General features: G+C 57.8%; 14 protein-coding genes. 9 read left to right on the forward strand and 5 right to left on the reverse strand.

Features of this window, described 5'->3' with window-relative positions:
* Positions 1 to 704: 704 nt before the first annotated feature.
* The 3 genes from CLV87_RS20615 to CLV87_RS20625 all read left to right on the forward strand — a co-directional run bounded on the left by CLV87_RS20615 (position 705) and on the right by CLV87_RS20625 (position 1,815).
* Entirely contained in the window at positions 705 to 932 is a 228-nt protein-coding gene (locus CLV87_RS20615; RefSeq protein ID WP_099248387.1) for a DUF2798 domain-containing protein, read from the forward strand.
* A gap of 120 nt (positions 933 to 1,052) precedes the next feature.
* Complete coding sequence (locus tag CLV87_RS20620) at positions 1,053 to 1,346, forward strand: ArsR/SmtB family transcription factor (RefSeq protein WP_099248385.1); 294 nt, start codon at positions 1,053 to 1,055, stop codon at positions 1,344 to 1,346.
* A 4-nt stretch (positions 1,347 to 1,350) separates the two neighbouring features.
* Positions 1,351 to 1,815: an SRPBCC domain-containing protein gene (locus CLV87_RS20625; RefSeq protein WP_166652814.1), complete on the forward strand. Its 465-nt coding sequence runs from the start codon at positions 1,351 to 1,353 to the stop codon at positions 1,813 to 1,815.
* A gap of 18 nt (positions 1,816 to 1,833) precedes the next feature.
* Here CLV87_RS20625 and CLV87_RS20630 read toward each other — a convergent pair whose 3' ends face one another.
* The gene (locus tag CLV87_RS20630; protein ID WP_099249293.1) at positions 1,834 to 3,123 is read right to left on the reverse strand and encodes an MFS transporter; all 1,290 of its coding nucleotides are present in this window, start codon (positions 3,121 to 3,123) and stop codon (positions 1,834 to 1,836) included.
* A 124-nt stretch (positions 3,124 to 3,247) separates the two neighbouring features.
* Complete coding sequence (locus CLV87_RS20635) at positions 3,248 to 4,087, reverse strand: PhzF family phenazine biosynthesis protein (RefSeq protein ID WP_099248381.1); 840 nt, start codon at positions 4,085 to 4,087, stop codon at positions 3,248 to 3,250.
* A 124-nt stretch (positions 4,088 to 4,211) separates the two neighbouring features.
* Between CLV87_RS20635 and CLV87_RS20640 the strand changes: the two genes are divergently transcribed.
* Positions 4,212 to 4,667 carry an Lrp/AsnC family transcriptional regulator gene (locus CLV87_RS20640; RefSeq protein ID WP_099248380.1) on the forward strand — a complete coding sequence of 152 codons (456 nt, stop codon included), beginning with the start codon at positions 4,212 to 4,214 and terminating at the stop codon, positions 4,665 to 4,667.
* An 11-nt stretch (positions 4,668 to 4,678) separates the two neighbouring features.
* Here CLV87_RS20640 and CLV87_RS20645 read toward each other — a convergent pair whose 3' ends face one another.
* Both CLV87_RS20645 and CLV87_RS20650 read right to left on the reverse strand, forming a co-directional pair.
* Entirely contained in the window at positions 4,679 to 6,106 is a 1,428-nt protein-coding gene (locus tag CLV87_RS20645; RefSeq protein ID WP_099248378.1) for a Hint domain-containing protein, read from the reverse strand.
* A 493-nt stretch (positions 6,107 to 6,599) separates the two neighbouring features.
* Entirely contained in the window at positions 6,600 to 7,703 is a 1,104-nt protein-coding gene (locus tag CLV87_RS20650; protein ID WP_133840860.1) for an ankyrin repeat domain-containing protein, read from the reverse strand.
* Between the two features lie 549 nt (positions 7,704 to 8,252).
* On the opposite strand from CLV87_RS20650, the gene CLV87_RS20655 reads away from it, so the two are divergent.
* Entirely contained in the window at positions 8,253 to 8,723 is a 471-nt protein-coding gene (locus tag CLV87_RS20655) for an Hsp20 family protein (protein WP_099248374.1), read from the forward strand.
* 170 nt (positions 8,724 to 8,893) lie between these two features.
* Complete coding sequence (locus tag CLV87_RS20660; RefSeq protein ID WP_099248372.1) at positions 8,894 to 9,802, forward strand: LysR family transcriptional regulator; 909 nt, start codon at positions 8,894 to 8,896, stop codon at positions 9,800 to 9,802.
* Between the two features lie 206 nt (positions 9,803 to 10,008).
* Here the strand turns inward: CLV87_RS20660 and mbfA are convergent, their stop codons facing one another.
* Positions 10,009 to 10,977: an iron exporter MbfA gene (gene mbfA / locus CLV87_RS20665; protein ID WP_099248370.1), complete on the reverse strand. Its 969-nt coding sequence runs from the start codon at positions 10,975 to 10,977 to the stop codon at positions 10,009 to 10,011.
* 150 nt (positions 10,978 to 11,127) lie between these two features.
* On the opposite strand from mbfA, the gene CLV87_RS23980 reads away from it, so the two are divergent.
* From CLV87_RS23980 to fghA, 3 genes are all read left to right on the forward strand, one after another.
* The gene (locus CLV87_RS23980; RefSeq protein ID WP_166652815.1) at positions 11,128 to 11,289 is read left to right on the forward strand and encodes a hypothetical protein; all 162 of its coding nucleotides are present in this window, start codon (positions 11,128 to 11,130) and stop codon (positions 11,287 to 11,289) included.
* Between the two features lie 166 nt (positions 11,290 to 11,455).
* Positions 11,456 to 12,094 carry a TetR/AcrR family transcriptional regulator gene (locus tag CLV87_RS20670; RefSeq protein WP_099248368.1) on the forward strand — a complete coding sequence of 213 codons (639 nt, stop codon included), beginning with the start codon at positions 11,456 to 11,458 and terminating at the stop codon, positions 12,092 to 12,094.
* Between the two features lie 42 nt (positions 12,095 to 12,136).
* A complete protein-coding gene (fghA, locus tag CLV87_RS20675; protein WP_099248366.1) occupies positions 12,137 to 12,967 on the forward strand; it encodes an S-formylglutathione hydrolase in 831 nt (276 codons plus the stop codon).

Consider the following 12,967-nt stretch of genomic DNA (forward strand, 5'->3'; position numbering starts at 1 on the left):
CATTTGACCCGATAGTGATGTAGCTAATCATGAATTCTCTCTTTTACATGAGCATATTGCGCGCCTCAAATTTAGACGCGAATTCAGAACCAAAGGATGGTTGTGTGGGAGAGGCTCAAGCAATCATGGTCATCCTGATAGCGACCAAAGGACAATGGGTCAACGGCAGCTTTGTCCGCATGGTGGGCAGTGAGGCACGGATTTTGCAAAGTACACAATCTGCGCAAAACCGTCCCACCTCACACAATCGTGACCCCAAAAATCACCCTCATTCCCGGCACCTCTAACACCCCGTACGCAATCCCCCCAAAACTCTGCCAGAATCGAACAGATTGCCCCTGCCCGGGGCAAATTCCCGATCCGGGGGCCCATTTCAGCGGCACCCAATCCCCCAAAAACGCGGAGCGTTTTGCACAGATTGGCGTTTAACAAGTGGTTAAACCCACAGGTTTAACACAGCGCACGCTCGGTTTCCCAATCTCAACCCGCCCGCGCCCAAACAGGTTGCCCCCTTGACCGGTGGCCTGGGGTGACCTATCTGCAAGGGGCCGAAAAACGTTGGCCGGTACGGTTATCCCGGTCCTTGCAATCTTGCGAGAGCTAGTCGCTTTTCTTTCATCAAGCGAACCCAAGGCGATCCAGTTGAATATCTGGGTCGCATATCCTGTTTGCGGCCCTGATTTTGCCTATTGAAAGGAAAAACCATGGGCCCCGACAAAGTTACCCTCATCCTCGCGCAATTTCTGATTGCCCTCATGATGGCGTTTTTGATGACCTTCATCTTTACGGCATTTCCAATGCATTTCACCCAAGGCTGGCTTTGGGTCTGGCTACAACGCTTTGCATTGGCCTTTCCGATTGCCTTTGTCCTGTCATTGGTGGTCGGGCCATTTTCCTTCTTTGTCGCCAGATGGTTACGCAACCTTTTTTAACCATCCTGACCCGAACAAAGCCCGCTGCAAGGCGGGTTTCAACATCATCGCATTGCGCGGGCAAAAGCATCCGCCAAGTTTCCCCTTGCCAGAATCATAAGGAAAACCTTATGATAAGCTATGCCTTATGAACACGAGCTGAAATCGCTGTCCAATCCCATTCGCCAAAGCGTCATCAATGAACTGGCGCAGCGGCCGATGTCCGTGCGCGAATTGACGGTTAAAATTGATGTGTCGCAACCGGTTATGTCGCAGCATCTCAAGGTTCTCAAAGAGGCTGGCCTGATTGAGGTCCGCCCTGAAGGCACTCGGAATATCTACTGCGTCAACAAAGAGAAATTGGAAGAAATACGCGCCTTTTGGACGGCGCATTGGTCAAATCTGTTGGCGTCTCTCAATGAACAAAAGGAATAGTCACATGCCGCTTGAGCCGATCCAGGTCACGACCCAGGTGAACCGCAGCCCGCAGGACACCTTTGAGGCCTTCATGTCCAAAGTGTCGCTCTGGTGGCCCCTGGAAACGCATTCCGTCAGCCCCTATTTCGGCGATCCCGCCCCGGAAACCGTGATCATCGAACGTCATGAGGGCGGGCAGGTTTTTGAGATTTCAGCATCAGGCGAACACAGGATTTGGGGCAGAATTCTGGCCTTTGAAGAGGGAAAGCGCGTCGCTTTCACCTGGCATCCGGGCCTGTCCGAGGCCGAAGCGACAACAGTGTCAGTGTCCTTTGAACGGGCAGATGATGGCAACACCCTCGTCACTTTGGTCCATAGCGGCTGGGAGGCCAGAGGGGATCAGGCCGAAGACACAAGAGCGAACTACGTCACCGGCTGGGCCGACATCCTGCAGAACCGCTTCACCGACTTCACGAACGCGCTCTGACATGCAGGCCGCGCCGGGCTATCTGCCTTGATCGGATAATTGCCGGGCCAAAACCGCACATAGGATCGCCGCAAGCAACAGAAACACCGCCCCGATAGCCCATGCCACAGGTGTGGAATAGATCTCGGCCATGCGTCCAGCCAAGACCAATCCCAGGGCCGCCCCAAGCTGTTGTATCAGCGATCTCAGCGACAGCATGGTCGCGCGCTGATGATCCCCAACGCAGCGATGCAACAGGCTGCTGGCCGGTGTCTCGCTCAGACCAAGGCACACAGAATAAAGGATAAAAACACTGGCAAAGCCAAGGATACCCCCCTGCAAGGCCAGGGCGATCTGAACACCCGCCAGACAGAAAAATACGACCCCAAGCGTCACCCCATGCCGCCGCTTGAAAATCCGGCTGACAAAGGGGGACAGCGCGGCACCAAAAGCGATGGCAAAGAAATAGCTCGCGGTCAGGGCACCGATGACCGTGTTGGCATAGGCCGCGTCCAGCATCGGCTTGGCAAAGGTCGGCCAGATCACCTCGACCGGATTGGTGGCCATCAGGAAAAACGCCAGCGCCGCCAAAAGCACCGACAGCGTCGGATGCCGCAGGGCAAGCCAGCCAGCCTCCCGGATCACCTTTGGAACACTCGCAAAGCCCAGCCTCAAAGCACCGGGGTTCAGAGCGCGTGGCGTATCCACAATGGCCAGCATGGTGAACCCAAACACCCCCAGCATCACCACAAAACTCGCCGCATAAGAGGTGTCATAGATGCTGAACCCCAGGCGTTGCGCGACCGGCCCCAGGCTGTCCGGCAAAAGCCCGCCCAAGACCGCCCCAATCGCCAGCCCCATGGCCCCCGCCCATTGCGCCTTGGCCAGGGCGGGCTGGACATCGACATTGGGCGCTTCTGTCTGAAAACCCTCAACAAACCAGGCATCCAAGGTCCCGGATCGCAGCGCCCGCCCAAAGCCGATAAAGGCGAAGGATAGGGCGAGGACATGGAAATCACGGGTTGAAAGAAACAGCGCAAGCGAGATCAGACTGGCGATGACCGCCGCCAGGAAAACCGGCTTGCGCCCGATACTGTCCGCCAATCCGCCGAATGGCAGCTCCATCGCCATAGTCGTCAGCGAATAGACCCCAAAAAGCAGCGAGATCTGGAACAGATCCATCCCCCGGTCGCTGAGTGCCAGCGCCACCACGGCCACTGTCAGCCCCATCGCAAAGCGATCCAGAAACTGGTGCAGCTGAAACACCCGAATATGCCGTCGCGCCGCCCCGCTCAGCGCTGCAAAGGAAAACTCAGTCTCTGTACCCATATCGGCAACATCGACATTTCTCGCCCCCGCCACAACAGTTTTGCGCACCCCATGCCGCCCCTTCGCCCATCAAAGCAGCGGCGGGATCAAAGGCGGACCACCCGCAGGCGCTCCGCCCAGCATATCAGGCCATATCTCGCACGCGCCCGGAAATCCGAACCGGCGCGCCAGCTGTGTCATCCAGCTCAACCTGAATGAGCGAAGGCTGCCCCATATCCTCGCCCTGCCGTATTGTCAGCGTGCCACCATGGGGCCATGCCTGATCTCTGAGATAACCAGAAAAAGCCGCCGCCGCGGCACCGGTTGCCGGATCCTCCAGCACCCCGCCCGAGGCAAAGGCATTGCGCACGTCAAAGCTCTGATCACCGGCGATAACAACCAGCATGATCGTCACAATCCCATGTTTGCGCATCATCTCCCGCCCCTGATCCAGATCATAAGACATGCCTGCCAGCTGCGAACGCTCCTTAAGCGCCAGCACAATATGGTCAGCGCCGCCATGAATCCGGGCCGGGGCCAGACGCGGGTCAAGATCCCCCTGTTCAAATCCGAACAGGGCCAGGGCATCGGCCAACTCGTCATCAGAGATTGCCTGACTCTGTGTTGGCGGCGAAGACAGGCTCGCCTGCATCCCCGACTCAGACGATTGCGCCGCAACGGTGATCGCAGCATTGTTCAGCGTCAGGTCAAACTCCCCCGGCCCCGCATGCAACCCCAGCGCCGCGCCCAGGGCAATGGTGGCATGGCCGCAAAACGGCACCTCGGATTCCGGCGAGAAATAGCGCACCCGCCAGGCCTTGCCGCTGTCATCCTGCGCCACGGCAAAGGCGGTTTCGGAATAACCGACCTCAGCGGCGACACGCGCCATCTCGGCCTCAGAATAGGGTGTATCCGACAAAACCACCCCCGCCGGGTTACCGCCCGCATTCCCTGTGCTAAAGGCCGCAAATCGTTGAATATCCATTGGGTTTTCCTCGTATCAGTTTGACGGACATCATAGGAAAACCCGCCGCGAAAATCCTGCACATGTGAAAAGCGTTTTTCAGAAATTCCTTTTCAAACCAAGGCAACGGAAATAATCTTCTTTCATGTCAAAAGTGCTGGATCAAAAAGACTGTTCAATCATCGAGATTCTCGATTCGGATGGTCGCGCAAGCCTGTCAGAGATTGGCAAAGAGGTCGGGCTGACCGGCCCCGCCGTGGGTGAGCGCCTGCGCCGCTTGCGCGAGATCGATTGTATTGACGGGTTCGGCGTGCGGCTCGACTTGCAGGCCTTGGGCTACACGATTTTTGCCCTTGTGCGGATCAAACCGCGCAGCGGCCAGTTGCGCGCGGTCGAACAGATGATCCAGGATCAACCGCGCTTCATGTCCTGCGATCGCGTCACCGGCGAAGATTGCTATGTCGCTCGGCTGGCTCTGGTGACCATCGCCGAGTTGGACGACATCTTGCGCCCGTTCCATGACCGGGCAGAAACGCATACATCCATCGTCAAATCATCCATCTTCACCCCCCGCCTACCCCCGCTCGTGCCACGAGACTGAGCCAGACAAAGTCAGTTCAACGCCGGTTTGTCATTCTTGACATGGCGGGTCATGAGCTTTTTCTGCAACCGCCCCGACGGTACAAATCTGGCGGGCATAAGGACATCACGCCGCCGCCGTAAATTCGGAAACAGGGTTTCGATCTCGGCCCGGCCCTCCGGCGACAGCGCCTTTTGCGCCTCGCTCCCCAGGTAAAGGCTTTCTGACTTCGCACCCTCGGCAAAGAGCAGTTGATGCCCTTTGAACAGGAGGTGAATGTACTCAACCTCCTTCACGTCAAAATCCACAAAGATGCCGGGCAAGGCCGTCAGTTTGATCGCCGACACCAACACATCGCGCCGCCCAAACATCCGCTCTGCAACCTTCGACGTCACCAACATTCTATGCTGGCGCGAGACAAGCAGATCACGTTCCGGCAGGTTTTGCCCCAAGGACCCAGCACTTATGCGCACAGGTCGCAGCCCCTCATTGCGCTTGAAACCGGCTTGGTCGATGTGACGACGTCCAATCCAGCGGAGCTTCTGCGCCCCCTCATCGGCAGTCACCACCAGATCACCACTTCTGACCGTCGCGACATCCGCATAGCCCGTGGGCAGCAACACCCGCGTCCCGGCCGTGAAACAGGGGATCAGACCATCTTCAAAGGCCACGATCCCAACGGTTTCATTGATATGGTTGGTTTCGGAATTGCTGGATTGCTCCTCTTCGACAAAGACACCAACACTGCTGTTGGTTTGCCCATCAATGACAACAGTGGCCGTATCCCCGCCATTGATCGTCTGGGTTTCCGCCACCACCACCCCGTCGCTAAACGTGTCGCCCAGGCTTAGAACATCGGTGTTTTCATCCACGCCATCATGCGTATTTGCCGTGCCCGACGCCGCATCTCCGCCCGGCTCAATCGCGATCCAACCGATCGTTTCTGACGCGTGAACGCCATCCTCGCCCTCTTCTTCCTGCAATGTCAGGTCAAAACCCGAAGCGGTGATATTGCTGGGGTCACTATCGACAGTGGTCGTGTCATTTTCCGACATCACCGATGTCAGAACAACCGGAGGCTCCGTGAAACTGCCGCTAAAGGACACGCTGTCACCGGTGTTTTGCCCGGTGCTGGCAATGTCGCTTGTCCCCGCTTCGATGACGCGCCCATCTGGCAGGGTATGCACCCCTTCTTCAACCGCGATCCAGTTGATGGTCTCTGTCGCACCATGTGGGCCGTCATGATACTCCCACTCTTCGATGATGAAGGTGAAGGATATCGTGTCGCCATTCGCGTCCAGGGTCTGATCCGTGATGCGCAGGATAAACTGGTTGCCGCCGTTATTCGTGGCACTCAGCGCAAAGACAGGGTCGGTCAGCGGTTCGGTCAGATTGACCGTGATCGGTTGGTTCTCCGTCGGAGAATTCGTGGTTACGCTACCCGCCTCACCTATGGCCATACTCTTACCGCTTTCACTACCCTCTGAGCCTCTCATGCGTGTTGCTCAGACTAAACTGGTGAAAAATTACATTGGTTTTGAGGCGAATTTGTGGCTTCGGTTTGGAATTTAACCGGGGCGGACAACGTACCCGCGCTGACAGGGTCGTTCCCAATCAAAATCTCAATGGCATGCACAGGCGCCTCTGGGGCGGCATGTTCTGAACAGTCTTGCTAAAGCGCCAGATACCAGTCACCCGGAACCGCATTCCCGTCATAGAGTCAACATCCCCGGATCGCCCTGCGATCCGGTTCGCGCCCGACCCCGCCCCCAGGGCGGGCGCGAATTCGTCTCAACGTTTCAACTAGGTACAAAGTTATCTGATGCCACCACCCAGCTGCCAAGGTTTGACGCGCCCACCCTCGGTGCCGGGCGCGAACCTGTGTGGTTACTAATTGTCTATGTTGCGGATTTCAGTTCCAGGGGACTAGGCTCAGAAAGCGTTGACTAGCCGCTAATCACTACCCATCCTGTCCAAATCCAACAGTCGCCAGTAAGCGGGCTTGTTTCTCATCCTTCGATGGTCCCGAACATAGTCCCACGCTGTCTGCCCGGTTTGATCAACCAGATTATGGTCTGCCCCCGCGTCCAGCAAACGCCACAGCACCTCATCGGCACCATTCTTGGCAGCAACATGCAAAGGGGTCATTCCTTGATTGTTTGTTCCATCAAGCAGGTCAGGAAAAGCGGCGAGAAAATCGATCATCAAGTGGTTTTCGGCCTCTGCCGCCATATGAAGCAGCGAATTGCCATTCGCGTCGCGGCCAGAAACGGACGCACCAATCGCGATCAATGCCGCCATCGTCTCTCCACTTGCCCAATGGGCGGCAAGTTCAACGGGTGTCATCCCGTCTGAATTGGCCTTCTCTGCCAAATCCCCAAATGGCGCAAAAACGGGGATCGCATCAAACGCGTTGTTTCGCACCGCGTAATGCAACGGATTCCAGCCTTTTGGCGTCACGGCATAAGGATCGGCACCAAACTTAATCAGTTCCTCAGCGATCTTTCGCGCCTTCTCTCCGCCTCCATAAAACCGCCCATGCGCAAAAGCCCAATGCAATGGAGTCAGCCCTTCGTGATCTCCTGTAAAAACTGCACCATTTTCCAGCAACGCGCGAATAACACCGAGATTGCGAGCCTGCACCGCCAAATGGAGCGCTGTGTATTTGTGTCGACCTGCAATTACGTTGACGCCGGCACCTGCTGCTATCAACTCTTGAACCACCTCGGCATTGCCCCGAGGTGACGCCGCAAAATGAAGCGCTGTCGCGCTTGGACTGGCGACCGCACCTGTTTGGGCCGAAGCACCGTGAGCCAACAACAATTTGACAACCTCAGTGTTTCCCGCCGAGGCCGCACTTTGCAACGCCGTGTAGCCGAACTTGTCATGTGTTTCGATGTCATCCCGCTGCGAGAGGCAAAGCTCTACTTCAGCCGCTGTCGCGCTCCTGACAAAATTGTGTGACGTCCAATCGTCACAAGACGCAAGAACAGGCGTGGACAGAACGGTCACCCCGCCTGCCAAAACCTGCAGGCACATAAACAATTTCCAATTCACAACAGGTCCCCAAACAAAAACACCCCCCGCCAGCTCTGCATGTTAGGCACATGTCAGTTACGACCTAAATTCCATCGTTCCTGCAACCAAGTAAACCAATTGGAAGCGAGAACCAACAATTGGGAAAGACTGCCCCTCAACACAAACCTCGGCCCTTTTCACGCAAACGTGACCACAGAATTTGCCCCTATTCGTGCCCCTTGTGGCCCCACTCAGCCAATCCCCCCAAAACTCCGCCAGAATCGGACAGATAGCCCCCTGCCCGCATTAAACCCCCGATCCGGGGCCCCATTTTGGTGGCACCCAATCCCCCCAAAACGCGGGGCGTTTTGCACAGATCGGTGTTTTACAAGTGGTTAAACACCCATGTTTAACGCTGCGAACGCTCGGTTGTTTCGCCTTATGCCGCCTCTGCTATGCCCCCCTTGAAACCTGCAAAACCCCTCCCCATCTCAGAGTGACCGGGGTGCCTAATGCTGGGCCCCGCAACACGAAAACGCCTGTCCCAAACGGGAAGGCACCAACCCGGATCGCTCAACGGAGGATTCCATGCGACATTTTGATTTTGCCCCCCTTCATCGTGCCTCGATTGGCTTTGACCAGATTGCTGACATGATGGATCGCGTGCTGGCGAATGACACGCCCCAACAGGGCTACCCACCTTATAACATTGAGAAAACCGCTGATGACAGCTATCGGATTTCCCTGGCTGTGGCCGGGTTTGCCGAAGGTGATCTAAGCGTCGAGGTCAAGGAACAATCGCTGGTCGTCGCCGGGCGCAAGGCCAATGCCGATCAGGCCAAATACCTGCATCGCGGCATCGCCACCCGCGCGTTTGAGCGCAAGTTCCACCTTGCCGATCATGTCCGCGTCACCGGTGCCAGCCATGAAAACGGCATGCTGCATATCGACCTGACCCGCGAAATCCCCGAAGCGCTGAAACCCCGCCGCATCGCAATTGAATCCGCGGCAACCAAGCAGGTTGAAAAGGATGTGGTTGACGCCCAAGCCGTAAACTAACCCCTTGAAAATAAACTCCTCCGGTGCCCTGCCCGTCCCTTTGCGGGGCACCATCCAGACCCGCGCAAACCCCTCCCAATATTTGCGCGCAAAAGACCCCGGCCTCCTCCCGCCGGGGTCTTTTTGTCTTTGCCATTGACTGCCCCCACCGCTGCTTTAACCCTGTGCCCATGGATTGGCGCTCAGTGAATTTTGACTGGAACCGCGCGCGGGCCTTTTTGGTGACCGCCGAAGAAGGCTCGCTCTCTGCAGCCGCCCGCGCCTTGGGCATGGCACAACCGACCTTGGGCCGCCAGGTCGCGGCCCTCGAAGAAGAGCTGGGCGTGATCCTGTTCGAACGGGTCGGGCGTGGGCTGGAACTGACCGAGGCCGGGCGCGAATTGCTGGTGCAGGCCAAGGCCATGGGCGACGCGGCGCAGGCAATTTCCATTGTCGCCACCGGCCAATCCGAAGAACTGGCGGGCGAGGTCAGCATCTCAGCGACCGAGCTTTATTCCGTCTGGGTCCTGCCGCCCATCATCCGCAAATTGCGCGACATCGCGCCGGGGATCGCCATCAATGTGGTTTCCTCCAATGAAATCAGCGACCTGCGGCGACGCGAGGCGGATATAGCCATTCGCAACACCCGCCCCGAAGACCCGGATTTGATCGCCAAATCACTGGGCAATGATGTGGGCACCTTCTTTGCCAGCGCCGAATATCTTGAACAGCTGGGGCCGGTGACGTCGTTAGCGGATCTGAACAAGGCCGATTTTATCGGGCTTGGCGATGGTGACCGGGTTGTCACGGCTTTTCAGGAATTTGGCCTGCCGGTGACGGCCGAGAATTTCCGCACCAACTCTGCCTCGCATTTTGCCCATTGGCACCTTGCCAAGGCCGGGTTGGGCCTGTGTGTCGGCCCCTGCGCCATGGGCGATGCCGACCCGGATCTGCACCGGGTCCTGCCCAATGAGCCGCTCTTTGAATACCCGGTTTGGCTGGTCTCGCATCGCGAACTGCGCACCAATCCCCGCATCCGCCTGGTCTGGGACACCCTGCGCGATATGCTACCTGGGTTGCTGCGAGGGGTAAGCAAGTAATCGTCGAGCACGGGTATTCACTTCATTGAAGGTCAAACGCGACACAGGTTCGCGCCCGACACCGTGGGTGGGCGCATTTGTACTTGATACAACCTAGTTGGGTTAGAGCCCGATGGACAAAGTTGAAACGTTCCATTCATTTCGCGCCCGCCCTGGGGGGCGGGGTCGGGCGCGAACCGGATTGCAAGCAATCCGGGAAAAGTAAGCTATCCAGCCCCGATCAAAGCACCCGCCGCAAAGACCAAGGCTCCGCCGACCACCACTTGGAACGTCGCGCGCCAGAACGGGGTCTCCATGAACTTGTTCTGAATCCAGGCAATCGCCCAAAGCTCAATGAAAACAACGATCAAGGCGATGGTGGTGGCGGTCCAGAAATCAGTGATCAGATAGGGCAAGGCATGGCCCAATCCGCCCACCGTGGTCATCACCCCGCTGGCCAGCCCGCGTTTCAGTGGTGAACCACGCCCCGAAAGCTGCCCATCATCCGAGGCAGCCTCGGTAAAGCCCATGGAAATCCCCGCCCCGACCGAGGCCGCGAGGCCAACCAGAAACGTGGTCCAGGTGTCCTGCGTGGCAAAGGCGGTGGCAAAGATCGGGGCCAGGGTCGACACCGACCCGTCCATCAACCCCGCCAGGCCCGGCTGCACCCAGGTCAGCAGGAATTGGCGATGGCGTGTGGCGTCCTCTTCATCACCGTTTTCACTGGCCTTGTCGGCCATGCTTTCAGCGGCAGTCTGGTGCCCGGCCTCTGCCGCCGCCAGATCACCCAGCAATTTGCGCGTATCCGCATCCGTGCTGCGCTGCGCCGCTGACAGATAAAAGCGTTCCGCATCCCGCTCCATGCTCGCCGCCTCTTCGCGAATGCGCTCAAGCGACAGGTTCTCAACCAGCCAGACCGGGCGACGCGCATAATAGCCCGCCACATGTTCGCGGCGGATCAGCGGGATGACCTCGCCAAAACGCTGTTGATGCAAGGCGATCAGGGCGGCGCGATGGGTGTCCTCTTCCACCGCCATCCCGTCAAAGACCGAGGCGGTTTCGGGATAGTCGGCGCGCAAACGCTCCGCATAGCTGCGATAGATACGCGCGTCATCTTCTTCCGAGGAAATGGCCAGCGCCAGGACCTCTTGTTCGGACAGATCATCAAAGCGGCGGCGATGGGTTAAAAAGCGCATTTTCGGCCCTCTTTTTAGAATGACTCTAATGTAATCGGAATTTGCATAGCTGCAATGCGAAAAACTGAACCGAATAGTTCAGTTTCAATCTTGCAAACTGAACCGAATAGTTTAGATAACTAAACGAAACAGTTTAGAAGGACCCAAACAATGCGTTCTATTGCCCTAGCCGCCCTCGTTGCCCTGTCCACCGCCGCTTCGGCCATGGCCCTGCCCTCCATGCCTTTGCCAGACCTCACCTTCCCGGCCCCTGATGGGGATGTGACCCAAGGCTGCACCGATCTGATTGGCGGCGTGACAACCTGCGAATAAGCATTGACGTTACCGCAACAGATTCAAAAACCCGGGCATTCTTTGAGGGCTTGCTATCGAGCCCCTGGGGGATGCCCTTTCATTTTGCGCTACGGCAGGTGACTTGCTTCCTTGCCGCGCCGCGCTCAGCCGCCCTATATAGGGGTTGGGATAACAGGGGTTACATATGGGTTCCGACACCGCCACGACCACAGAACGGACAGCCGGCGTTCGCAAAGGGCGCAAGTTCGATCAGGTTCTCGCAGGCGCACGCGAAGTGTTTCTGCGCGATGGGTTCGAGGGGGCCAGTGTCGATGACATCGCCCGCGAGGCCGGTGTGTCCAAGGCGACGCTCTACAGCTATTTCCCCGACAAACGGCTGTTATTCATGGAGGTGGCTTCGGCCCAGTGCCGTGCTCAGGCCTCTGAGGCGCTGACCACCATTGATCTCACCGCCCCGCCGCGCCAGATCCTGACTCAGGCCGGACAGATGTTTTTGCATTTCATCTATTCCGATATGGGCCAGCGCATGTTCCGCATTTGCGTGGCAGAGGCGGATCGTTTCCCCGAGATCGGGCACGAATTTTACCACAGCGGCCCCATGGTTATGCGCCATGCGATGATCGAATATCTCAGCGCCGCGGTCGAGCGCGGAGACCTCAAGATTGACGATATGCCACTGGCGGCGGATCAATTCGCCGAGCTGTGCAAATCCGACCTGCATCCAAAACTGCTTTTTGGCATCCAAACGTCGTTTTCTGACGCAGAAATAACGCGAATTGTGGATGGCGCTGTCGACACCTTCATGGCACGTTACGGCACATGAACTGGCCCGCCCCAGGGCCCTGATTTGCCTTGGAGAGCGTGCATGCAAACTGTTTCGGAAAACCGGTGTTTTGGCGGAGTTCAGGGGGTCTATTCCCACAGCTCGGACGCCTGTTCCTGCGACATGACCTTTGGCCTGTTCCTGCCTGACGCCGCGCGCGAGGGCGAGGTGCCGGTGCTCTGGTATCTCTCGGGCCTGACCTGCACCCATGAAAACGCCATGACCAAAGCAGGCGCGCAGGCCTGGGCCGCCGAAGAAGGGCTTGCGCTGGTCTTTCCTGATACCTCGCCGCGCGGCGAAGGTGTTGCCAATGACGAGGCTTATGATCTGGGTCAGGGTGCCGGGTTTTACGTGAACGCCACCCAAGCCCCGTGGGCCCCGCATTTCCGCATGTGGGATTACGTGGCGGATGAGTTGCCCGCCCTGCTGGGCAAGGAATTCGCGGTTGATCTGGATCGCCAATCCATCACCGGCCATTCCATGGGCGGCCATGGCGCGCTGACCTTGGCGATGTCCTTGCCTGAGCGTTACCGCTCCGTCTCGGCCTTTGCGCCGATCGCCAATCCCACAGCTTCGGACTGGGGGCGCAAGCAGCTTGCTGCCTATCTGGGAGTGGATGAAAGCACATGGGCGGCGCATGATTCCACCCTGTTGATGGCCGAAAAAGGTTTTGACGGCCCGGTCCTGATTGATCAGGGCAGCGACGACCAATTCCTAGACCTGCTCAAGCCCGAAGCGCTGAGCCAGGCCATGGCGGCCAAGCGGCAAGAGGGCACGTTCCGCATGCAAAAGGGCTATGATCACAGCTATTTCTTTGTCTCCACCTTTATGGAAGACCACATCGCCTTTCACGCCAACGCGCTTTATTCATGA

It is taken from the genome of Pelagimonas phthalicica, from assembly GCF_004364805.1.
Lineage (GTDB): Bacteria > Pseudomonadota > Alphaproteobacteria > Rhodobacterales > Rhodobacteraceae > Pelagimonas > Pelagimonas phthalicica.

Coding starts and splice junctions, on each gene's coding strand:
- CLV87_RS20615 (WP_099248387.1), top strand. CDS start 705: ATGGGCCCCGACAAAGTTACCCTCATCCTCGCGCAATTTCTGATTGCC.
- CLV87_RS20620 (WP_099248385.1), top strand. CDS start 1,053: ATGCCTTATGAACACGAGCTGAAATCGCTGTCCAATCCCATTCGCCAA.
- CLV87_RS20625 (WP_166652814.1), top strand. CDS start 1,351: ATGCCGCTTGAGCCGATCCAGGTCACGACCCAGGTGAACCGCAGCCCG.
- CLV87_RS20630 (WP_099249293.1), bottom strand. CDS start 3,123: ATGGGTACAGAGACTGAGTTTTCCTTTGCAGCGCTGAGCGGGGCGGCG.
- CLV87_RS20635 (WP_099248381.1), bottom strand. CDS start 4,087: ATGGATATTCAACGATTTGCGGCCTTTAGCACAGGGAATGCGGGCGGT.
- CLV87_RS20640 (WP_099248380.1), top strand. CDS start 4,212: ATGTCAAAAGTGCTGGATCAAAAAGACTGTTCAATCATCGAGATTCTC.
- CLV87_RS20645 (WP_099248378.1), bottom strand. CDS start 6,106: ATGGCCATAGGTGAGGCGGGTAGCGTAACCACGAATTCTCCGACGGAG.
- CLV87_RS20655 (WP_099248374.1), top strand. CDS start 8,253: ATGCGACATTTTGATTTTGCCCCCCTTCATCGTGCCTCGATTGGCTTT.
- CLV87_RS20660 (WP_099248372.1), top strand. CDS start 8,894: ATGGATTGGCGCTCAGTGAATTTTGACTGGAACCGCGCGCGGGCCTTT.
- mbfA (WP_099248370.1), bottom strand. CDS start 10,977: ATGCGCTTTTTAACCCATCGCCGCCGCTTTGATGATCTGTCCGAACAA.
- CLV87_RS23980 (WP_166652815.1), top strand. CDS start 11,128: ATGCGTTCTATTGCCCTAGCCGCCCTCGTTGCCCTGTCCACCGCCGCT.
- CLV87_RS20670 (WP_099248368.1), top strand. CDS start 11,456: ATGGGTTCCGACACCGCCACGACCACAGAACGGACAGCCGGCGTTCGC.
- fghA (WP_099248366.1), top strand. CDS start 12,137: ATGCAAACTGTTTCGGAAAACCGGTGTTTTGGCGGAGTTCAGGGGGTC.